Genomic DNA, 19,755 nt, shown 5'->3' with positions numbered 1-19,755 from the left:
CCGGTTCCACGGCGCGCGTACGATCGCCTTACGCGAGCCGGAGTGGCCGACGAGGGGCGGCCGTAGGCCGGTCGTTCGACCCTACAGCTCCGCCTCCCGGAACCAGACGATCCCCACCGCCAGCGGGAGTGCCAGCCAGAGCAGCATCGCCGCCAGCACGACGGCGTCGCCGAACGCCGGCGAGAGCTCCGGGCCGAGCGCCTGTGCGGCCTGCTGGTTCGGGATCATCCCGAACAGCATGCTGAACATCCGGATTCGGGCCTCCAGGTCGCTCATGAACAGGCTGTCGACGAGCGTCTTGTACGCCTGGATCGGGTTCAGAATCTTCAGCGCCAGCCGGAGCCGGAACTGGTCGGGCGTCGACAGCCCGAACAGGTCCGTCGCCGCGCGGTTGACGCCGGTGACGAAGAAGTTCCAGAGGAACCAGAAGATCGCGAACAGCCCGCCGGCGCCGACCAGCGCCTGCTGGTTCGTGTTCGCGGCCGCCGAGACGCCGACGCCGATGCCGACGAACACGACACCCAGCAGCGCCGTCAGCAGCGCGAACTGGACGTAGACGAAGATGTCCAGCCCCGACGCCGCCGGCAGCAGCGCCAGCAGCGCGACGACGAAGCCGATCAGCACCGGGAGCGTGACGACCGCGCTCCGGCCGAGGAACTTCCCGAGCACCACGTCGTCCCGGGAGTGAGGGAGCGAGAGCAGGAGCTTGATCGTCCCCGACTCCCGCTCGCGGGTGATCGCCGCGTACGTGACCACCAGCGCCGTCAGCGGGATCACGATCGCCGTCCCCTGCTTCAGGTAGAAGAGGAACCCGCGGAGCAGGGCGGCCGCCTCCTGCTGGTTGCCGCCGCCGACGTACAGTCGCCCGACGGCGGCGCCGGCGAACACGAGGATCGACAGCGCGGACAGCACCCAGAGCCAGCGCGAGCGCACCGCGTCCTGGAAGTCCTTGCGGGCGACGGCCTCCCAGCTCATGCGTCCACCTCCTCGCCCGCAGCGTCAGTGGCTGCATCACTCGGTGCCTCGCCCTCGGTGTACGCCAGGAACAGGTCCTCCAGCGACGACTCGCGTGTCGAGAAGTCCTCGACGGCGACGCCGGCGTCCTCGAGCGCGCCGATGACGGCGGTTTTGGCCTCGGAGTCACACTGCACCGTGACCGTGGCCCCGTCGGTGGAGGCGGCGTCGACGCCGTCGAGGGCGCGCACCGCGCCGAGATCGTCGTCGGTGACGCCCTCGGCGGTGATCTCGAGGGTCGCGCCGGTGCCGACCGCCTCGCGGAGCCCCTCGATGGAGTCGCGCGCGACCAGCTTCCCGTCGCGGAGGATGCCCACGCTGTCACAGACCGCCTCGACCTGCCCCAGCACGTGGCTGGAGAAGAAGACGGTCGCACCGCGCTCGGCCTCCTCGCGCACGATGTCGCGCATCTCCTTCGCCCCCGCGGGGTCGAGTCCCGAGGAGGGCTCGTCGAGGATCAGCAGGTCGGGGTCGCCGACGAGCGCCATCCCGAGCGCGAGGCGCTGGGCCATCCCCTTCGAGTAGCCGCCGGCCTTCCGGTCGCCGTCGCCGGCGAGCCCGACGCGTTCGAGCACGGCGTCGGGGTCGGCGTCGGCGCCCTTCGACTCGATGGCGAACTCGACGTGCTCCCGCCCCGTCAGGCGGTCGTACGTCGAGAACCCCTCCGGGAGCACGCCGGTCCGCTTCCGGACCGCGACGCTCTCGCGCTGGGGGTCCATCCCGAGCACTTCGACACGCCCCGCGGTGGGACGGACGAAGTCGAGCAGGACGTTGATGGTGGTCGACTTCCCGGCGCCGTTGGGGCCGAGGAAGCCGAACACCTCGCCCTCCGGTACCGTCAGGTCGAGCTCCTCGACGGCGGTCACGTCGCCGAACCGCTTGGTGACCCCGTCGAGTTCGATAGCGGCCATGGACCGGCTTGCCGCGGTTTCGGATAAAGGGTTTCGGCCGCGGGATCGACAGGTCGGCACTCTGTCGGGTGGGCGCCTCGCGCTCGGGGATCAGAGCTCGTCGTCGGGGTCGTGGCTCGCGGCAACGCGGTCGGCCTCGGCGGCGTAGCGCGCGACGGTCTCGGGGTCGTCGACGGGGTCGAGCCGGTCGTCGTCGACGTCGAGGGCGGCGGTCGGGCCGTCCCGGCGGGCGAGGCTGTCCAGCGCGGCCTGCCGGGTGAACGCGAACTCGCCGTCCGGCGTGGCGTACGTCATCGTCACGAGGTTGCGGCTGTCGACGTCGCGGTCGACGAGCCAGACGCGGGTCATGGGCGTGGTTGCGGTGGGCGCGGCTTGTAGCCGGCGGTCGCGCGTGTCGCCCGCGGCGTCGGTATCGCGACCCAAACCAGTCCGTTCCTGAACACGGACGGCGGGATATCCGACGACACGCGGGCACAGGTAGGGTCAGCACAGCTAATCGGTGTCGAGTTGTGTGGTAGCACTGCCCACGAACGGGCGACAGATCATGGCCACACAACAGACGGCGACGGAGATCGAGGAGACGCTCGGGACCGTGCCCGGGTTCATGCAGACGTTCGCCGAGCCGGCGAGCGACCACAGCTGGGGGATCTTTCGGGATCTCCTGCTCGGAGAGACCGAGCTCTCGCCGCGGGAAAAGGCGCTCGTCGGCCTGAGCGCGGCGGCGTCGATGAACTGCGCGTACTGCACGTACTTCCACCGGGAGGAAGCGCGCTTCGCCGGCGTCTCGGAGGCGGAACTGGACGAGGCGGTCAACATCACCGGCGTCACCGAGTACTTCTCGACGATGCTGCACGGCAACGAGTACGACCACGACGCGTTCGTCGCGGAGACCGACGAAGTGTTCGACCACCTCCGCGAGGAGGGGATGGCCCCGGCGGACGACTGATCGGTGGCGGGCGTCACGCTCAAACGCGCCCGTCCCGTATCGCGGATAGATGGACGCGAGCGAGCTGCGCGAGCGCGCCGGCGACCTCCCCCGCGAGCCGGGCGTCTACCAGTTCCTCGACCGCGACGGCGACGCCGAGACCGTGCTGTACGTCGGGAAGGCCGTCGACGTCCGCGATCGCGTGCGCTCCTACGCCGACCCGCGAAGCGACCGCATCCGGAAGATGGTCGCCCGCGCCGACGCGATCGACACCGCCGTCACCGACACCGAGACCCAGGCGCTCCTGCTGGAGGCGAACCTGATCAAGCGCCACCAGCCGCGGTACAACGTCCGGCTGAAGGACGACAAGTCGTACCCGCTGGTCCAGCTCACCGACCACGAGTACCCGCGCATCGAGATCACCCGCGATCCGGACGACGCCGCCACCGTGTTCGGCCCGTACACCCGGAAGGGCGAGGTCGAGACGGTCGTGAAGGCGATCCGGGAGACGTACGGGCTGCGCGGCTGCTCGGACCACAAGTTCCAGAACCGCGACCGGCCCTGCCTCGACCACGAGATGGGGCTCTGTTCGGCGCCCTGCGTCGACGCCGTCGACGCCGAGAGCTACGGCGAGGACGTCGAGAGCGCGGTCCGCTTCTTCGAGGGCGAGACCGGCGTCCTCGCGACCCGCTCCGCCGGGAGATGGAGCAGGCGTCCCAGCGGGCGGAGTTCGAGCGCGCGGCCAACGCCCGCGACCGGCTCGAGGCGGTCGAGTCGTTCCACGGCGAGGGCGGCGAGGCGGTCTCCTCGCCCGGCAGCCGGCGCGAGGTCGACGTGCTCGCGGCGGTCGTCGAGGGCGGCGACGCCACCGTCGCGCGGCTGCACGCCGACGCCGGCCAGTTGGTCGACCGCTCCCGCCACCGTCTCGACGCGCCAGAGGGCGAGGACCGCGTCGCGAGCCTGCTCTCGGCCTTTTTGACGCAGTACTACGCCGAGCGGGAGCTCCCGGACGCGATCCTGCTCTCGGAGCGGCCGGACGACGCGGACGTGCTCGACTGGCTGGCGAGCGCGGGCGTCGAGGTGTCCGTGCCCGGCGCGGGCCGGGAGGGGAAGCTCGTCGAGCTGGCGCTGAAGAACGCCCGCAGCGGCGTCGGCGGCGCCGACGACCCAGTGGGCGCGCTGGGGCAGGCACTCGACGTCCCCCGGCCGGAATGCATCGAGGGGTTCGACGTGAGCCACGCCCAGGGGAAGGCGGTCGTCGGCAGCGACGTGTGTTTCGTCGGCGGCAGCGCCGAGAAAGCCGACTACCGCCGGAAGAAACTCAGCGACCGGAACGACGACTACGCCAACATGCGCGACCTGGTGCGCTGGCGGGCCGAGCGGGCCGTCGAGGGGCGGGACGACAGGCCCGATCCGGACCTCCTGCTGATCGACGGCGGCGAGGGGCAGCTGGCCGCCGCGCAGGACGCGCTGGCCGAGACCGGCTGGGAGGTGCCCTGCGTCGCGCTGGCGAAGTCGGAGGAGCTGGTCGTCACGCCCGACGGGGTGGAGCGGTTCGACGACGACGCGCCCCACCTCCACCTGCTCCAGCGCGTCCGCGACGAGGCCCACCGCTTCGCGGTCCAGTACCACCAGAGCGTCCGCGACGAGGTGTCGACGGCGCTCGACGAGGTGGAGGGGGTCGGCCCCCAGACGCGGCGGCGCCTGCTCCGCCGGTTCGGCTCGGTGGATGCGGTTCGTGAGGCCGGCGAGGCCGCGCTGCGGGACGTCGACGGCGTCGGCCCGCGGACGGCCGAGCGGATCGAGCGGCGGCTGTAGCCCGGTGACACAAATCACCGTTTTAGACTCCCGTAATTACTTGTCAGAAGGAAGTAAACGATCGCCTGTTCGCCGCCCTCCGCCCTCCAGGCGAGTCGTCGGCGTACGCCAACCCATGAAACGAGTCATCCTTATCGCAGTCGTCGTCGCGCTGGCGGCCGTGCCGGTCGCGACGGCAGTCGCACCGACCGACGGTGGGACGCCCGCAGCGGTTCCCGCCCCGAACGAAGCCGTATCGACCACGACCGCAACCGGCTCCGACAGCGGCTCGGCCGGCGACGACGCTCCCGCGAACTACACGCGGCTCTACGTCGACGCCCGGGACAGCTACCTCGACCTCAAACCCGGCGAGAGCGCGACGTTCACCGTCGTCGTCGAGAACGGCGAGGACGAGGCCGTCGACGTGAACCCCCACCTGTTCACGTCGCCGACTGACCGCAGCCCGCTCGAGTCCTCGTGGGTCGAGATCGACGGGCCCGACAGCATCGACGCCGGCGAGGAGGTCGAGTACGAGGTGAGCGTCGCGGTGCCCGAGGACGCCGAGATCGCGCGCTACTCCGGCATGATCGCGTTCACCGACGAGACCGTCGCGACGGCGCCGAACCGCCCGCCGCGACCGGTCCACGCGGCCCACACCAGCGTCAACGTCTGGAAGGAGCCGACCGTGAAGATCCGCTCGGAGACGTACATCAACACGCAGGTCGAGGCCGGCGATTCGGTCACCAAGCAGATCGTGATCGAGAACACCGGCGACGAGGCGGTGCCGCTGAGCCCAGAGCGCGCCGAGCAGCGGGGCCACTGCTACGGCACCCACTGCCCGGAGCAGGTCGACCAGTCCTGGATCGACATCGACGCGCCGAGCCAGATCGCGCCGGGTGAGACCGCGACGGTGACGGTCACCATCTCGCCCGACGCCGACGCCGACCGCGGGCGCTACGACAGCTCGATCGATCTGGGGCTCACCGACCCCAACCGGCGCGACGACAACGGCTACTGGCAGAAGATCAACCTCAACTTCGTCGTCTGGGAGCAGCCCGAGGAGCCCTACGAGGTCGAGTTCACGACCACCGAGCGCACGGACACCGTCACGCTGACGCTCACCCCGCAGAACTACCGCGCGGCCGAGAACGCCGACGACCCGAGCTTCGACGTGACGTTCGTCTCGCCCGACGGCGAGCGCATCGACGCCGAGCGCGTCCAGGTCACCGAGCGCGGCTCGGTCAACCTCGGCGCCCAGCGCCAGCAGGGCGCGACCGAGGACGGCGCCTACGCGACCCGCAGCGAGCGAACCGAGTTCGTCTACGAGCTCGATTCGCCGGACGCGGGCGAGTGGACCGCCGAGATCATGCCCGACAACACGATCGGGTTCGGCTACGAGCTCACCAACAACGAGTCCGACGACGCGGCGTCGGACGAGTAACCGCGATCCGGCTACCGCGACACCCCATTTTTCGCGGCGCGGCACTGATTGCTCAGCGGCGGTTCAGTCGCCCAGTTCGACGACGAGCCGGTAGTCGGCGACGGCGCGGGCGTCGACGCCGCTGCCGGGGTAGGTGAGATCGACCTCCCAGCGTCCGCCAGCGGCGAGGCGGTCGGTCCGGGCCTCGCTCTCGTCGAGGCGCTCCCCGTTCTCGTCGAAGAACCGGGCGAGGGCACGCACGCCTGTCGCAGCCGACTCGCCCGCGTTCTCGATCACGGCGTCGACGGCGACGAGTTCGTCCTCGTCCCCCTCGTTCGAGCGAGTGAGGTCGTGGTCGACGGCGGCGATCGCGGCCGAATCGGGCGTCTGCACGGTCGCTGGCGTCGCTGTGGGAGAGGCGGTCTGGCTCTCGGTCGGCGACTCTGTCTGGTCACCGACGCCCGCACAGCCGGCGAGTCCGGCGGCGGTGGTCAGGAGGGCGGTGCGCGCGAGGAGGGCACGGCGGCGCATGCCGGCGCCTCGGCCCGCGAGCGCATAGCTCCTGTGGCTACGGTCGGAGCAGCCACACCGCCAGCGCCAGCCACGGCAGCGCCGCCACCAGCCCCACCGGCGTCGGCCCGAGCAGGCTCTCGGGCTGGCCGGCGACGAACAGCACCGAGATCCCGGCGACGGCGTTGATCGCCCCGTGACCCACGCTCGCGGGCCAGACGCTCCCCTCGCGCTCGGTCAGGACGGCGAGGAACGTGCCGGCGCCGACGGTGAAGGCGAGGAAGGCGAGCATCCCGGTCCACGGGAACCCGGGGTAGTCGAAGCCGTAGTTGTACCCCATCGCGATCACCGGCCAGTGCCAGACGCCCCAGATGGCGCCGGTCAGGACGATCGCCCGACGCCGCCCGAGCGGAGAGAGCTTCGGCAGCAGGTACGCCCGCCAGCCGAACTCCTCGCCGAACGCGAACAGCCCGTTGATGATCGGCGCGACCGTGAGCGCGGCGACGATCTGGATCGCCGCCAGCAGCCACGGGTCGACGCCGACGCCCATGCTCGCCAGCTGGTCGCGGAACGTCGCCATCGTCGGGTCGAACTGCCCGGGGAAGGCAGCGAAGTAGAGCCCGGCGCCGACGACGGTCAGCGCCGCGGGCGCCAGCCACGCGGCGGCGTAAATCCACACGGTGCCGTCGAACTCGGGGTACAGTCGGTGGTCCTCCCACCCCTCGCTCGTCGCGAGTCGGGCGGCGACGTTGCCGACCGCCGGGCCGAACATGTAGCCGGTCGGCAGCAGGACGGTCGCGAGCGTGATCCCCTCGAGGAGTTCGGGGCTGTCGGTCAGGCCGCCGGTGGTCCAGATCACCAGCGCCGTCGCCCACGAGACGCCGAAGGCGACGAGGAGGAAGACGCCGATCCGGCGGCGCTGGAGCGTCGCCGGGGTCCGTAACCGGTCGTGCACACCCCGCCGGTGCAGCCGCCGCCGGCAAAAACGTTGGCGAGTCTACTCGATCTTCGCGTACTGGTCCCGCAGCTTCCCGGCGGCCTCGTCCATCAGGTCGGCCTCGTAGTCGGAGAGCTCCCACTCGACGACCTCCTCGACGCCGTTCTCGCCGAGCTTGACCGGGACGCCGAAGGCGGTGTCCTCGTAGCCGAACTCGCCGTCGAGGACGATGCTGCCGGGCAGCACCTCGCCGGTGTCGCGGATGACCGCTTCCGCCATGTGGGCGACGCCGCTCGCCGGCCCCCACTCGGTCGCGCCCTTGCGCTCGATCACGTCCATCGCCGACTGCTGGAGGTCGCCCAGGATCTCCTCGCGCTCGTCGGCGGTGAACTCGGGGTCGGTGCCGTCGACGCGCACCTTCGAGAACACGGGCACCTGCGCGTCGCCGTGCTCGCCGAGGATCGTCGCCTCGACGTTCCCCACCTCGGTGTCGAAGCGCTCCGAGAGCACGTAGCGGAAGCGCGCGGAGTCCAGCCGGCCGCCGAAGCCGATCACCTTCGACCGGTCGCGGTCGCCGGTCTCGTAGAGGTGGCGGTTGAGCAGGTCGACGGGGTTGGAGGTCGTGATGGTGACGTAGTCGTCGTTGTGCTCGGCGAGCGAGCTGCCGATGTCGTCCATGATCGGCGCGTTGTCGCCCGCGAGGTCGATCCGGGTCTGGCCGGGTTCGCGGGGGATGCCGGCGGTGATGATCACCACGTCCGAGCCCGCGGTGTCGGCGTAGCTCCCCTGCCGGACGGTCGTGTTCGAGTCGTAGGCGACGCCGTGGTTGGCGTCGGCGGCCTGCCCGACGGTCACGTCCTCCTGCTCGGGGATGTCGACGTACACCAGTTCGTCGACGACGTCCCGGAGCGCGAGGTTGTACCCGGCGGCCGCGCCGACGGTTCCTGCCGCACCGACTACGCTGACTTTCGTCATGACGCGTTAGAGTTGGGCGAGTCGGCGATTAAACCCAGCGATGGCGGTGGCTGAGAGTCGGCGGCCGCGTGGGCGTCAGTGCGAGGACGGAAGCCGGAGAGGTTTGTGAACAATGAACACCCTTTTGCGCCAGGTGTCTGATAGCGCCCCCGTGACCTACGACATCGCCACGATCCCCGGCGACGGTATCGGGCGGACGGTCGTCGACGCGACGCTGCCGGTGCTCCGCGCCGCCGGCGACGCGTACGGGTTCGAGATCGACGTGACCGAGCACGACTGGGGGACGGAACGCTACCGCGAGCGGGGGGCGATGATGCCCGACGACGCGCTGGAGCAGCTGGCGCCGCGGGACGCGATCCTGCTCGGGGCGGTCGGTCACCCGGACGTGCCCGACCACGTGACGCTGCACGGGCTGCTGCTGCCGATCCGGAAGTCGTTCAACCAGTACGTCTGCAAGCGGCCGACGGTGCTGTACGAGGGCGTCGAGAGCCCGCTGCGGGGGTACGAGGGCGGCGACATCGACTTCGTCGTCTACCGGGAGAACACGGAGGGGGAGTACGCCGACGTGGGCGGCCGGGAGCACGAGGGGTTCGACAACGACGTGGCGATTCAGTCGGCGCTGTTCACCCGGGAGGGCGTCGAGCGGATCGTCCGTCAGGCGTTCCAGGCCGCCAGCGAGCGACGGGGGCACCTCACGAACGTGACGAAGTCGAACGCACAGGCGTACGGGATGGTGCTGTGGGACGACGTGGTCGAGGAGGTGGCGACGGAGTTCCCCGACGTGACCGTCGAGCGGCTGCTCGTCGACGCGGCGAGCATGGATCTCGTCCGCCGGCCCGAGGCGTTCGACGTGATCGTGGCGTCGAACCTCTTCGGCGACATCCTCACCGACATCGGCGCCGTGGTCTCGGGGAGCATGGGGCTGGCGCCCTCGGCGAACATCAACCCCGAGGGCGAGTACCCCTCGCTGTTCGAACCCGTCCACGGCTCGGCGCCGGACATCGTCGGCCGGGAGATCGCCAACCCCCTCGCGACGGTGCTCTCGGGGGCGATGCTGCTCGAGGATCTCGGCGAGACGGCCGCCGCGGCGGGCGTTCGCGACGCCGTGCGTTCGCAGCTGGCCGACCCGGACGCGCCCCGCACGCCGGATCTCGGCGGCGAGGCGTCGACGTTCGCGGTCGCCCGCGACGTGGAACGCCGCCTGTGACCGAACGCCGCCGACATTGGTTCTCCGGGCGGGGGCGGAACCAAACTCCCTCGCGTACAGCAGCCCCCGCCTCGGCGAAAGTATCAACGAATATACCCACCCAACATTTATGAAGTACGGATAGATTAACGTGGCTCATGGGACAGGACCCCACGGGAGACGGTAGCAGGAAGCAGGTGTCACGACGGGCCGTCGTCGCCGCAGCGGGCGTCGGCGGGCTCTCGACCGGGCTGGCAGGCTGTCTCGGACTGGGCGGCGGCGGGAGCTCAGAGCCCGTGAAGTACATCTCGAACAACAACTCGCCGCAGTTCAAGGAGATGCTCCGCGGGTTCGCGGAGGATTTCGAGGAGGAGCACGACATCGAGGTCGACATCGAGTTCACGGAGATCGGGGGCGACTACGGGCAGCGCGTCAGTCAGCTGATCCAGGGTGGGAACCCGCCGGACATCATCAACGCCGAGCAGTTCCGCATCGGTGCGTACGCGACACAGGACATCCTCCGGCCCGTCGACGACGTGCTCGACGCCGTCGAGGAGCAGGAGGAGAAAGTGCCCGAGAAGTTCGGGTTCGTCTACGACGGGAACCACCGGCTCGTGCCGGCGGTCGCGTCGGTGACGAACAACTGGTACCGCTCGGACATCTACGACGAGATGGGGCTGGCGCCGCCGACGACCTGGGAGGCCGAGCGCGAGGCCGCACAGGCGATCACGGAGGCGGACAACGACCTCTACGGGCTCGGCTACACCACGTCGGCGACGGTGTACGGCTCCTACCACGCCTGGACGCGGCTGTGGGGTAACGGCGCGGAAGTCGCGGCCCGCGACGGCGACACCGTCAATGTCGCGCTCGACAGCGGGCAGAACCGGGACCGAGTCCGTGAGGTGCTCGAACGCGCCCAGCAGATGGTCGAGTACTCGCCGACGGCGACGAACTGGGACTGGGGGGAGATCTACGAGTCCTACGCCGGCGGGACGACGGCGACGGCCGTCTACTCCGGCGGCCGCCCGAAGACCCAGTCGATCGGGCAGGACCGCGAGTGGGCCGACGCGACCAAGCGCGTCTCGAACCCGTACAACAGCTCCAACCGCGACGCGCCGCTGGGGAACTCCGCCGCGACCGGCTACGCCTCGTGAAGGGCTCCGCCAACCCCGAGGGCGCGAAGGAGTTCGTCCAGTACATGGTCACCGGCGAGCGCCTCGTCGAGTACGCGCGGGCGCTGCGGTTCCACAACATCCCCATCTACGACAGCTGGTACGAGCCGGGCTCGGCGTACCGCGACGGCTGGGACTACCTCAGCGAGAACTTCGAGGAGGAGACCATCCAGAGCGAGCGCGAGGCGCTGTTCTCGGACAACACCCAGCCGTTCACCGCCGAGACCGAACCCGCCAACCCCTACGCCTCCCCCGCGTTCACGTCGTTCCAGCTCGGGCAGATGTTCTACGACGTGACCGAGGGCGGGAAGAGCATCGACGACGCCATCGACGAGGCGGCGTCGGTGCTGCGCGAGAACACAGGCATGGAATGAGATGTCGGTCGTAAGCGATCGCGTCACCGCCCTCGTGCCGTCGCAGTGGTGGCAGCGGAGCCACGAGCTGCTCTCCCGGGTGTTCGAGGACGACCGCCGGCTGCTGGCGCTCTGTCTGACGCCGGCGCTGGCGCTGTACGTCCTCGTCGCCATCCTCCCGATGGTGTGGGCGTTCAACCTCAGCCTCTACGAGGTGTCGACGCTCAACCCCGTCTGGGAGTGGACGGGGCCGGGACGGCTCCTCGACATCGTCGCCTCCGGCACGTTCCAGGCGGCGTTCGGCCGGAGCCTGGTGTTCGGGTTCGGCTCCGTCGCCTTCCAGATCGTCGTCGGCGTCTCGTTAGCGCTGCTGGTCAACCGGGAGTTCAAGGGGGCGGTGCTCGCCCGCGCGCTGGCGCTGCTCCCCTACATGGTCCCGGCGGTCGCCATCGGGATGGTCGGCCAGTTCATGCTCAACGCCCAGTACGGCATCATCAACCTCGTGCTCATCCGCGTGGGGATCCTGAACAACCCGGTCGCGTTCCTCGGACTCCCCGAGACCGCGATGGCGACGGTGATGGTCGTCGGCTCCTGGAAGTTCGCGGTGTTCGTGACGCTGCTGACGCTCGCGCGGCTGCAGTCCATCCCCGAGAACTTCTACGAGGGGGCGACGATGTGCGGCGCCAACGCCTACCAGAAGTTCCGGGACGTGACACTCCCCCGCATCAAGAACGTGATCCTCATCGCCGCGCTGCTGCGGACGCTGTGGATGTTCAACAAGTTCGACATCATCTACATCATGACCCGCGGCGGCCCGGGTGAGACGACGACGACCATCCCGCTCCACGCCTACGAGGTCGCGTTCAACCAGTACCGCCTCGGCGAGGCCGCGGGCATCGCCGCGCTGATGTTCGTGTTCCTCGCCCTCTGGTCGATCGTGTACTTCCGCGTCGCGCGGCCCGAAGAGGAGGTGCGTGTCGCATGACCCAGATCGTCGGCAACTACCTCTCGTACGGACAGGCAGCCCGGATCAAGTCCGTCTCCTACCAGATCGTCGTGTGGTCGGCGCTGCTGGTGTTGATGCTGCCAATCGTCTGGGTGCTCGTCGGCACGTTCAGCGGCCTCGACGCGCTGCTCGCGGGGAACCTCTCGCGGATCCTCGGGAGCGCCACGATCCAGCCGCTGCGGGACGTGTTCTTCGCGTCGAACTTCATGATCTACTACCGGAACAGCCTGCTCGTCGCCGCCGGCGTGGTGGTGTTCACCGTCGTCGCGTCGACGCTCGCGGGCTACGGGCTCACGCGGGTGCAGTTCCGCGGGAAGAAGTGGCTCGCGCGGTTCATCCTGTTCGGCTACATGTTCCCACCGCTGCTGCTGTCGATCCCGATGTACCAGATCTGGAGCGAGCTCGGCCTGCTGAACTCGCTTCTCGGGCTGGTGCTGGCGGAGGCATCGGTGCCGCTCCCGTTCGGCATCTGGACGATGTGGCTGTTCTTCCAGACGGTGCCGCTCGACTACGAGGAGTCGGTCTGGATGGCCGGCGGGTCGCGCTGGCACTCGTTCAAGGATGTCGCGCTCCCCCAGGCCGCCCCCGGGATGATCGCGGTCGGCATCTTCGCGTTCCAGTCGTCCTGGAACAACTACACGTACCCGAAGGTGCTGATCTCGGAGGACACCCTCCGGCCGCTCACCACGGGGCTCACCCAGTACGCGGTCCAGAACTACGTGTTCTGGAACCAGGTGATGGCCGTCGTGCTGACGATGGTGATCCCGGCGTTCCTGATGGTGTACTTCCTCCAGAAGTACCTGCTCGAAGGCTACAAAGCAACGGCGTAACAACGACACGGCTCAACAACTATGACAGATATTCAGGTCGATACGCTCCGCAAGGAGTTCTCCAGTGACGGCGGCGAGATAGTCGCGGTGGACGACGTGTCCTTCACCGTCGAGGACGGCGAGTTCGTCTGTATCGTCGGCCCCTCGGGCTGCGGGAAGACGACGCTGCTCCGGTGTATCGCGGGGCTCGAACACCCCACCAGCGGGGAGATCACCCTCGGCGGCGAGGCGGTGACGGACGTGCCGCCACAGAACCGGAACCTGGCGTTCGTGTTCCAGGACATCACCCTCTACCCGCACATGAAGGTGTGGGAGAACATCGCCTACCCGCTGAAACTCGACGGCGTCGGCGCCGACACCCGCTACGAGCGGGCTCAGGAGGTCGCGGACACGATCCAGATCGGGGAGCTGCTCGACAAGTACCCCGGCGAGCTCTCCGGCGGCCAGCAGCAGCGGGTCGCGATCGGGCGGTCGATCATCCGCTCGCCGCGGGCGTACCTGCTCGACGAGCCGATGAGCGACCTCGACGCCAAGCTGAAAAAGGAGATGCGCGTCGAGCTCCAGCGCATCCAGCAGCAGGTCGGCGGGACGATGGTGTACGTCACCCACGACCAGGAGGAGGCGATGACGCTCTCCGACCGGATGATCGTGATGGACGACGGCGAGATCCAGCAGTTCGGCTCGCCACAGCGCGTCTACCACGAGCCGAACAACGTGTTCGTCTCGCAGTTCATCGGCTCGCCCGAGATCAACCTGCTCCCGGCGACGTGTCGGGACGGGGCGACCGTCGCCGTCGACGACACCGACTGGCGCGTCGACACCGGCGTCGACGCCGACTCGGTCCCCGAGAGCGTCACCCTCGGCTTCCGGCCGCGACACACGACCGTCGAACGGACGGCGGATCCGGACGGGATCGGCGGCGAGGTCGCGCTCGTCGAGGCCGTCGGCGACGAGAACATCCTCTACATCGACAGCGAGGTCGGCGAGCTGCGTGCGGTGGCCGACATCGAGCAGAACCCGATCGAGGAGGGCGACAGCGTCGCCATCGGCGTCGAACGCGCCTACCTGTTCGACGCCGAGACGGGCGAGACCGTCGCCACGAGCCGTCGCCACGGCGACCGATCCGAGGATCAGGTGGAGGCCTGACCGGCCACTCTCACGGTGGCGCGTCGCCGTGGCGGGCGTCGCCCGCCCGCGTGCCGCTACGGTGACCAGTACCAACGTTGAATAGCCGCCGAACTCGCCGTCGGGTATGGCCGACCGCGAGCCGATCGAGCGACTCTGCGTCCACGAGAGCACCGACGAGAAGGTTCCGATCGACGCGTTCGTCGACGCGCTGACCGACCTCCCCGTCCCCGTCGAGGTGGTCGGCGACGACGCGACCGTCGACGCGACCGACGCCGTCGCCGCCTACCGCCCCCGGGGCTGGTTCCGCGAGGCGGGCTGGGTCCACTGTCTCCGGGCGGGCTACGACGAGTTCGACACCGCGGCCTACGAGGCGGCCGGGACGCCGCTGACCAACAGCACGGGGATCCACGACGAGACGGTCGGCGAACTCGTCGCGGGCTGTATGTTGACGTTCGCCCGTCGGCTCCACGTCTACCGCGACCACCAGCAGCGACGGGAGTGGTACGACCCGCCGTACGAGCAGCCGTTCACCGTCGCCGGCGAGACGGTCTGTGTCGTCGGCCTCGGGACGATCGGGAAGGGCGTCGCCGAGCGGGCGCGGGGGCTGGGGATGGAGGTGGTCGGCGTCCGCCGGTCGGGCGACCCGGTCGACGGCGTCTCGACGGTGTACCGGCCGGCGGCGCTCCACGACGCGATCGCCGACGCCCGGTTCGTCGTCCTCGCCGTCCCGCAGACCCCGGAGACGGAGGGGATGATCTCGGACGCCGAGTTCGAGCGCATGCGCGAGGACGCCTACCTCGTCAACGTCGCCCGCGGGCCGGTGGTCGACGAGGACGCGCTCGTCGCGGCGCTCGAGGCCGGCGAGATCGCGGGGGCGGGCCTCGACGTGTTCGACACCGAGCCGCTGCCCGAGGAGTCGCCGCTGTGGGGGTTCGAGGAGGTGCTGGTCTCGCCCCACGAGGGGTCGACGACGAACCAGTACCACCGCGACCTCGCGACGCTGGTCGCTGGGATCTTCGACCAGTATCAGGCCGGGGAGCCGCTGCGGAACCGCGTGGCCTGAGAGAGCTGCGAAACGAGGCTTACCGCGTCAGCAGGTCTCGGCGCCGAACGTCGCCTTCACGAAGTTCGGCACCGGCAGGTCGGCCATCAGCCCCGAGACGAAGTCGGGGACGAGCCCGCCCACGAACCCGGGCGGCCCCTCACCGTCCGGACCGTTCTCGGCGTTCTTGCAGTCGTCCACCTGTGCGGCCGGGCCGTCGGCGGCCCCCGGCGCGGCAGCCGCGGGCATCGCGACGACGCTCAGCAGCAGCAGCGCCGCGAGGGCGCCGACGATCGGTTTGGCGTTCATTGCGTTTCGACCCAGGAACCGGACGGGGATAAACCGGGGAAGCGCTACAGCCGGCTTGCGGTCGGTTTAACCGCGGTTAACGCTAGTTCGCCCCGGACGGCACGCGAGAGGGGAACCACTAACCGCCGGCCGGCCGACCGTCCGGGCATGGACCAGCTGTTCGCCCCGTGGCGCATCGACTGGGTCGAGCGCGACCCCGAGGACGACGAGATCGACGGCTGCCCGTTCTGCGTGCTGCCCGAGCGCGACGCCGACCGGGAGAGCCGCATCGTCGCCCGCAGCGAGCACTCGTTCGTCATCCTCAACAACGCGCCCTACGCGCCGGGGCACGTGATGGTGATCCCCGACCGCCACACGGGCGAGTGGGCCGACCTCACCGACGCCGAACTGCTCGATCACGCGAAGCTGAAAGTCGCGGCGATCGACGCGCTGGAGGCCGGCTTCGACCCAAGCGGCGTCAACGCCGGCGAGAACCTCGGCGGCGCCGCCGCCGGCGGCTCGATCGACGACCACCTCCACACCCACCTGATCCCGCGCTGGGAGGGCGACACCAACTTCATGCCGATCGTCTCGGACACGAAGGTGATCGTCGAGGCGCTGGAAGCCAGCTACGAGAAGCTCCACGAGGCGTTCGCGGCGCTCGAGAGCGCCGACGGCGGGGAGACGGGAGCGGTCGAACTGCGGTTCTCGGCGTCGGCGGGCCAGTAACCCCACGCCGTCGTCGGGTTACCTCCGGAAACGGTCGGTCACGCCCCGCGAGAAAGTTCAGCTGAGTTAATTATTACGACCGCTCCGAACGATTTTTACCACGAGAAGCTGACCGTGTGGTAGACAATGTCTGAACGAGAAACCTGGACGACGCGTGTAGGGTTCATCTTCGCCGCCGTGGGGAGCGCCGTCGGGCTCGGGAACATCTGGTCGTTCCCGTTCCAGACCGGGTCGAACGGGGGCGCCGCGTTCCTCCTGATCTACCTGCTGGCGGTGTTCCTGATCGGGTTCCCGGCGATGATGATGGAGTTCGTCATCGGTCGTGGATCCAGCATGAACCCGATCTCCGCGTTCGAGAAGCTGGGCTACGGTAACTGGTCGGTCGCCGGCGCGCTCGGCGTGTTCACCTCGATCGTGACGCTGGCGTTCTACAGCGTCGTCGGCGGCTGGGTGATCAGCTACATCGCCGGCAGCCTCACCGGCGCCTACTTCGGCGACGCGGGCACGTTCTTCGGCGCCGTCTCCGCCGGCCCGACCTCGGTGCTGACCCACGCCCTGTTCATGGCGATCACCATCGGCATCGTCGCCTTCGGGATCCAGAACGGGATCGAGAAGGCGACGAAGGTGATGATCCCGGCCATCATCGTGTTGCTGGTCGGGCTCGCCGCCTGGGGGGCCACGCTCGACGGCGCGGCCGCCGGCTACGAGTACTACCTCTCCCCCGACTTCGGCTACCTCGCGGCCAACTTCGCGTCGATCGTCCCCTCGGCCGTCGGACAGGCATTCTTCACCCTGTCGCTCGGGTTCAGCGTGATGGTCGCGTACGCCTCCTACCTCGGGCGGGACGATAGCCTCCCCGCCGACGGGGGCGCCATCGTCGTCGTCAACACGCTCGTCGCGCTGCTCGCGGGGTTCGTCGTGTTCCCCGTGCTGTTCGCCATCGGCGCCGAACCCGGCTCCGGCGGCCTCGGCGCGGCGTTCGTCAGCCTCGCCGGCGCGTTCGGGCAGATCCCGGGCGGCTCGATCCTCGGGTTCGTGTTCTTCATCATCCTGCTGCTCGCCGCGCTGTCCAGTTCGATCAGCCTGCTCGAGACGCCCACGTCGTACGTCGTCGACAACTACGACTACAGTCGCAAGCAGGTCGCCACCGGGCTCGGCGCCCTCGTCTGGGCGGTTGGGATCCCCACCGCGCTGTCGACGAACACGCTTGGCTGGTACAACGCCGTCGTGTTCAACCTGCTCCTGCCCGTCGTCGTGCTGCTGTTCGCGGTGTTCGTCGGCTGGGTGGCCTCGGACCTCTCCGCGGACGAGATCGGCCGCGGGACGACCCTCGACGCCGGCTTCGCCACCACGTGGCTGTGGTGGGTCCGCATCGTCATCCCGGTCGCCATCGGGCTCACGCTCGTCCTCGGCATCCAGAGCCTGCTGATTCGTGCGGGGGTGCTCGAGGCCGCCGTCATCCTCGGCTAGAAACCGGCGCCGATCCCGGTTTCCCGAGCGAACTCGCCGATCCGGACCGTTTTTCGCCGCGAACGCTCGCCCGATAGCGACCTTTCAAGTACGACGGCGCACCCACTCTACCCGAATGGAGCGCAAGCAGGTCGTCCGCCGGGTCGGCGTCGTCGTCCTCGTCGCCAACCTCGGACTCGCAGTGCTGAAGGCGGGCGTCTGGCTGGAGACCGGGAGCCTCGCGCTGGTGAGCGAGGCGGTCAACAGCGGCGCCGACGCGCTGTACAGCGCCGTCGTCGTCGCCGGGCTCTACCTCACCACCCAGCCGCCGGACTTCGAACACCCACACGGCCACGAGCGCATCGAGCCGTTCGTCTCGCTGTTCGTCGCCGTCGGCGTGCTCGGCGCCGGCGTCGCGGTGGCGTGGTCCGGCATCAGTTCGCTGCTCGCGGGGTCGTACGCTGCGGTCCCGCCGCTCGCGGCGGTCGTCCTCGGCGTCGGCGCCGCCGCGAAGTACGCCCTCTACCGCTACTGTCTGGGCGTCGGCGAGACCCACAACTCCCCCGCGCTGGTCGCGACCGCGAAGGACAACCGGACGGACGTGCTCACGGCGCTCGCGGCGCTGATCGGCGCCGGCGGCGCCGCGGTCGGCTACCCCGTGCTCGACCCGATCGCCGCCGTCGTCGTCGCGATCGGCGTGTTCCTCACCGGGATCGACATCGTGCGGGACAACGTCGGCTACCTCGTCGGCGCCGCGCCGCCGGAGGAGCTCCGGCAGGACATCGTCGACGCCGCGCTCTCCCACGCCGAGGTCCAGGGCGCTCACGACGTGGTCGCCCACTACGTCGGCCCGGAGGTCGACGTGAGCCTCCACATCGAGGTCGAGGGCGACATGACCCTCCGCGAGGCCCACGAGATCGAGACGGCGGTGATCCAGTCGATCCGGGAGCTCCCGGAGGTCGACGACGCGTTCGTCCACGTCGACCCGAAGGAGCTCGGCGAGTGGAAGGCCGAGGACCGCTGGCGCGACGAGCGCGTGACCGACGAGTGATCGGTCAGGTGGCGTGCGGCCGGTAGCACCGGGCGAGCGCTTATTCGGGTCCGCGCCCCAGCACACCCCATGGCCGGCTACGAAGCGGGCTTCCGCGACCTGACCGAGGAGTGCCGGGACCGCGACCTCCCGGTCGACGGGTCGATTCCGGCGTGGCTCGACGGCGCGCTGTACCGGAACGGCCCGGCGCGCTGGTCGGTCGGCGACGCCGAGGCCGACCACTGGTTCGACGGGCTCGCCCACCTCACCCGGTTCGCGTTCGACGACGGCGCGGTGCGGTACACCAACCGCTTCCCACGGACGGGGGCGTACCGCGCCGCCGTCGAGGACGGGAGCTTCGCGGGCCAGTTCTCCTCGACCGACGGCTACCTCGCGCGAGTCAAGTCGATGCTCGCCGGCGAGTCGACCGACAACGCGAACGTCCACGTCGCCCGGCTCGGCGGCGACCTCGTCGCGCTGACGGAGACGCCGAACTGGCTGCGGATCGACCCCGAGACGCTGGAGAGCCGGGGGACGCTCGACTACGACGACGAGCTCACCGCCCACCACGTCACCGCTCACCTGCGGCAGGACCCCGAGACCGGGGCGCACTGGGGCTACTTCACTCGGTTCGGCCGGACGAACGAGTACGTCCTGTTCCGAGTCCCGGAGGGGACGACCCGCCGCGAACAGGTCGCGCGCGTCAGCGTCGACCGCCCGGCGTACATGCACAGCTTCGCGCTCACCCCCACCTACGCGGTGCTGGTCGAGCCGCCGCTGACTACCCACCCGGCGAAGTTCCTCCTCCCGGGCTCGGGCGGGTTCATCGACAACTACGACTGGCGGCCCGACCGCGGGACGCGCTTCCTGGTCGTCCGCCGTGACTCGGGCGAACTGGTCCGCGAGGCGACCGTCCCGGCGTTCTTCACGTTCCACACCGCCAACGCGTTCGAGCGCGGCGACGACGGCACGGAGCTCGTCGTCGACCTCGTCGCCTACGCCGACGACAGCGCGGTGACGGACCTCTCGATCGCGGCGCTGCGGGGCGGCGAC

Annotated in this window: 20 protein-coding genes and 1 pseudogene; 14 read left to right on the top strand and 7 right to left on the bottom strand. The window is 69.8% G+C overall.

Annotation, left to right across the window (positions count from 1 at the left end; all coding sequences use genetic code 11):
* Nucleotides 1-81: 81 nt before the first annotated feature.
* The 3 genes from ACP95_RS03545 to ACP95_RS03535 all read right to left on the bottom strand — a co-directional run bounded on the left by ACP95_RS03545 (nt 82) and on the right by ACP95_RS03535 (nt 2,273).
* Nucleotides 82-975, bottom strand: coding sequence for an ABC transporter permease subunit (locus ACP95_RS03545; RefSeq protein WP_049979888.1), 894 nt, complete (start codon nt 973-975; stop codon nt 82-84).
* The gene (locus ACP95_RS03540; protein WP_049979887.1) at nt 972-1,925 is read right to left on the bottom strand and encodes an ABC transporter ATP-binding protein; all 954 of its coding nucleotides are present in this window, start codon (nt 1,923-1,925) and stop codon (nt 972-974) included. Before ACP95_RS03540 ends, ACP95_RS03545 begins: the two co-directional genes overlap by 4 nt.
* 90 nt (nt 1,926-2,015) lie before the next feature.
* Nucleotides 2,016-2,273, bottom strand: coding sequence for a hypothetical protein (locus tag ACP95_RS03535; protein ID WP_049979886.1), 258 nt, complete (start codon nt 2,271-2,273; stop codon nt 2,016-2,018).
* A gap of 196 nt (nt 2,274-2,469) precedes the next feature.
* Here ACP95_RS03535 and ACP95_RS03530 point away from each other — a divergent pair, with 196 nt between their 5' ends.
* The 3 genes and pseudogenes from ACP95_RS03530 to ACP95_RS03520 all read left to right on the top strand — a co-directional run bounded on the left by ACP95_RS03530 (nt 2,470) and on the right by ACP95_RS03520 (nt 6,088).
* Nucleotides 2,470-2,871, top strand: coding sequence for a carboxymuconolactone decarboxylase family protein (locus ACP95_RS03530; protein WP_049979885.1), 402 nt, complete (start codon nt 2,470-2,472; stop codon nt 2,869-2,871).
* Between the two features lie 49 nt (nt 2,872-2,920).
* Nucleotides 2,921-4,668 (top strand): annotated as a pseudogene (locus ACP95_RS03525) (excinuclease ABC subunit C).
* Between the two features lie 115 nt (nt 4,669-4,783).
* Complete coding sequence (locus ACP95_RS03520) at nt 4,784-6,088, top strand: COG1470 family protein (protein WP_049979884.1); 1,305 nt, start codon at nt 4,784-4,786, stop codon at nt 6,086-6,088.
* A 63-nt stretch (nt 6,089-6,151) separates the two neighbouring features.
* Here ACP95_RS03520 and ACP95_RS03515 read toward each other — a convergent pair whose 3' ends face one another.
* The 3 genes from ACP95_RS03515 to mdh are packed head-to-tail and all read right to left on the bottom strand — an operon-like array spanning nt 6,152 to nt 8,489.
* Nucleotides 6,152-6,598, bottom strand: a complete 447-nt coding sequence (locus ACP95_RS03515) for an FxLYD domain-containing protein (RefSeq protein ID WP_049979883.1) — start codon at nt 6,596-6,598, stop codon at nt 6,152-6,154.
* Between the two features lie 37 nt (nt 6,599-6,635).
* Nucleotides 6,636-7,532 carry a CPBP family intramembrane glutamic endopeptidase gene (locus tag ACP95_RS03510; RefSeq protein ID WP_202593763.1) on the bottom strand — a complete coding sequence of 299 codons (897 nt, stop codon included), beginning with the start codon at nt 7,530-7,532 and terminating at the stop codon, nt 6,636-6,638.
* Between the two features lie 42 nt (nt 7,533-7,574).
* Nucleotides 7,575-8,489, bottom strand: coding sequence for a malate dehydrogenase (gene mdh, locus ACP95_RS03505; RefSeq protein WP_049979881.1), 915 nt, complete (start codon nt 8,487-8,489; stop codon nt 7,575-7,577).
* Between the two features lie 151 nt (nt 8,490-8,640).
* On the opposite strand from mdh, the gene ACP95_RS03500 reads away from it, so the two are divergent.
* From ACP95_RS03500 to ddh, 7 genes are all read left to right on the top strand, one after another.
* Nucleotides 8,641-9,696, top strand: a complete 1,056-nt coding sequence (locus tag ACP95_RS03500) for an isocitrate/isopropylmalate dehydrogenase family protein (protein WP_049979880.1) — start codon at nt 8,641-8,643, stop codon at nt 9,694-9,696.
* A gap of 137 nt (nt 9,697-9,833) precedes the next feature.
* Nucleotides 9,834-10,829, top strand: a complete 996-nt coding sequence (locus ACP95_RS03495; RefSeq protein ID WP_049979879.1) for an ABC transporter substrate-binding protein — start codon at nt 9,834-9,836, stop codon at nt 10,827-10,829.
* Nucleotides 10,826-11,221 carry a hypothetical protein gene (locus tag ACP95_RS03490; protein WP_049979878.1) on the top strand — a complete coding sequence of 132 codons (396 nt, stop codon included), beginning with the start codon at nt 10,826-10,828 and terminating at the stop codon, nt 11,219-11,221. Before ACP95_RS03495 ends, ACP95_RS03490 begins: the two co-directional genes overlap by 4 nt.
* A gap of 1 nt (nt 11,222) precedes the next feature.
* Nucleotides 11,223-12,185 carry a carbohydrate ABC transporter permease gene (locus ACP95_RS03485; RefSeq protein WP_049979877.1) on the top strand — a complete coding sequence of 321 codons (963 nt, stop codon included), beginning with the start codon at nt 11,223-11,225 and terminating at the stop codon, nt 12,183-12,185.
* The gene (locus ACP95_RS03480; RefSeq protein ID WP_049979876.1) at nt 12,182-13,036 is read left to right on the top strand and encodes a carbohydrate ABC transporter permease; all 855 of its coding nucleotides are present in this window, start codon (nt 12,182-12,184) and stop codon (nt 13,034-13,036) included. Before ACP95_RS03485 ends, ACP95_RS03480 begins: the two co-directional genes overlap by 4 nt.
* A gap of 21 nt (nt 13,037-13,057) precedes the next feature.
* Nucleotides 13,058-14,182: an ABC transporter ATP-binding protein gene (locus ACP95_RS03475; RefSeq protein WP_049979875.1), complete on the top strand. Its 1,125-nt coding sequence runs from the start codon at nt 13,058-13,060 to the stop codon at nt 14,180-14,182.
* A gap of 106 nt (nt 14,183-14,288) precedes the next feature.
* Nucleotides 14,289-15,227 carry a D-2-hydroxyacid dehydrogenase gene (gene ddh / locus ACP95_RS03470; protein ID WP_049979874.1) on the top strand — a complete coding sequence of 313 codons (939 nt, stop codon included), beginning with the start codon at nt 14,289-14,291 and terminating at the stop codon, nt 15,225-15,227.
* Between the two features lie 27 nt (nt 15,228-15,254).
* Here ddh and ACP95_RS03465 read toward each other — a convergent pair whose 3' ends face one another.
* Nucleotides 15,255-15,515, bottom strand: coding sequence for a hypothetical protein (locus ACP95_RS03465; protein ID WP_049979873.1), 261 nt, complete (start codon nt 15,513-15,515; stop codon nt 15,255-15,257).
* Nucleotides 15,516-15,662: 147 nt separating this feature from the next.
* On the opposite strand from ACP95_RS03465, the gene ACP95_RS03460 reads away from it, so the two are divergent.
* From ACP95_RS03460 to ACP95_RS03445, 4 genes are all read left to right on the top strand, one after another.
* A complete protein-coding gene (locus ACP95_RS03460; RefSeq protein ID WP_049979872.1) occupies nt 15,663-16,223 on the top strand; it encodes an HIT family protein in 561 nt (186 codons plus the stop codon).
* Nucleotides 16,224-16,349: 126 nt separating this feature from the next.
* Nucleotides 16,350-17,693 carry a sodium-dependent transporter gene (locus ACP95_RS03455; protein WP_049979871.1) on the top strand — a complete coding sequence of 448 codons (1,344 nt, stop codon included), beginning with the start codon at nt 16,350-16,352 and terminating at the stop codon, nt 17,691-17,693.
* A 115-nt stretch (nt 17,694-17,808) separates the two neighbouring features.
* Complete coding sequence (locus tag ACP95_RS03450) at nt 17,809-18,723, top strand: cation diffusion facilitator family transporter (protein WP_049979870.1); 915 nt, start codon at nt 17,809-17,811, stop codon at nt 18,721-18,723.
* Nucleotides 18,724-18,792: 69 nt separating this feature from the next.
* Nucleotides 18,793-19,755, top strand: a 963-nt coding sequence (locus ACP95_RS03445; RefSeq protein ID WP_049979869.1) for a carotenoid oxygenase family protein, incomplete at its 3' end; no start/stop codon positions are given.

The organism is Halolamina rubra (assembly GCF_000739555.1).
Classification (GTDB): Archaea; Halobacteriota; Halobacteria; order Halobacteriales; family Haloferacaceae; genus Halolamina; species Halolamina rubra.
Note: the sequence above shows the minus strand (reverse complement) of the source record. Positions and strands in the feature narration are given on the sequence as shown.

What these genes read in the sequence shown, in the direction of transcription:
- ACP95_RS03545 (WP_049979888.1), bottom strand. Translation starts at nt 975, where the DNA reads ATGAGCTGGGAGGCCGTCGCCCGCAAGGACTTCCAGGACGCGGTGCGC.
- ACP95_RS03540 (WP_049979887.1), bottom strand. Translation starts at nt 1,925, where the DNA reads ATGGCCGCTATCGAACTCGACGGGGTCACCAAGCGGTTCGGCGACGTG.
- ACP95_RS03535 (WP_049979886.1), bottom strand. Translation starts at nt 2,273, where the DNA reads ATGACCCGCGTCTGGCTCGTCGACCGCGACGTCGACAGCCGCAACCTC.
- ACP95_RS03530 (WP_049979885.1), top strand. Translation starts at nt 2,470, where the DNA reads ATGGCCACACAACAGACGGCGACGGAGATCGAGGAGACGCTCGGGACC.
- ACP95_RS03520 (WP_049979884.1), top strand. Translation starts at nt 4,784, where the DNA reads ATGAAACGAGTCATCCTTATCGCAGTCGTCGTCGCGCTGGCGGCCGTG.
- ACP95_RS03515 (WP_049979883.1), bottom strand. Translation starts at nt 6,598, where the DNA reads ATGCGCCGCCGTGCCCTCCTCGCGCGCACCGCCCTCCTGACCACCGCC.
- mdh (WP_049979881.1), bottom strand. Translation starts at nt 8,489, where the DNA reads ATGACGAAAGTCAGCGTAGTCGGTGCGGCAGGAACCGTCGGCGCGGCC.
- ACP95_RS03495 (WP_049979879.1), top strand. Translation starts at nt 9,834, where the DNA reads ATGGGACAGGACCCCACGGGAGACGGTAGCAGGAAGCAGGTGTCACGA.
- ACP95_RS03485 (WP_049979877.1), top strand. Translation starts at nt 11,223, where the DNA reads ATGTCGGTCGTAAGCGATCGCGTCACCGCCCTCGTGCCGTCGCAGTGG.
- ACP95_RS03480 (WP_049979876.1), top strand. Translation starts at nt 12,182, where the DNA reads ATGACCCAGATCGTCGGCAACTACCTCTCGTACGGACAGGCAGCCCGG.
- ACP95_RS03475 (WP_049979875.1), top strand. Translation starts at nt 13,058, where the DNA reads ATGACAGATATTCAGGTCGATACGCTCCGCAAGGAGTTCTCCAGTGAC.
- ddh (WP_049979874.1), top strand. Translation starts at nt 14,289, where the DNA reads ATGGCCGACCGCGAGCCGATCGAGCGACTCTGCGTCCACGAGAGCACC.
- ACP95_RS03465 (WP_049979873.1), bottom strand. Translation starts at nt 15,515, where the DNA reads ATGAACGCCAAACCGATCGTCGGCGCCCTCGCGGCGCTGCTGCTGCTG.
- ACP95_RS03460 (WP_049979872.1), top strand. Translation starts at nt 15,663, where the DNA reads ATGGACCAGCTGTTCGCCCCGTGGCGCATCGACTGGGTCGAGCGCGAC.
- ACP95_RS03455 (WP_049979871.1), top strand. Translation starts at nt 16,350, where the DNA reads ATGTCTGAACGAGAAACCTGGACGACGCGTGTAGGGTTCATCTTCGCC.
- ACP95_RS03450 (WP_049979870.1), top strand. Translation starts at nt 17,809, where the DNA reads ATGGAGCGCAAGCAGGTCGTCCGCCGGGTCGGCGTCGTCGTCCTCGTC.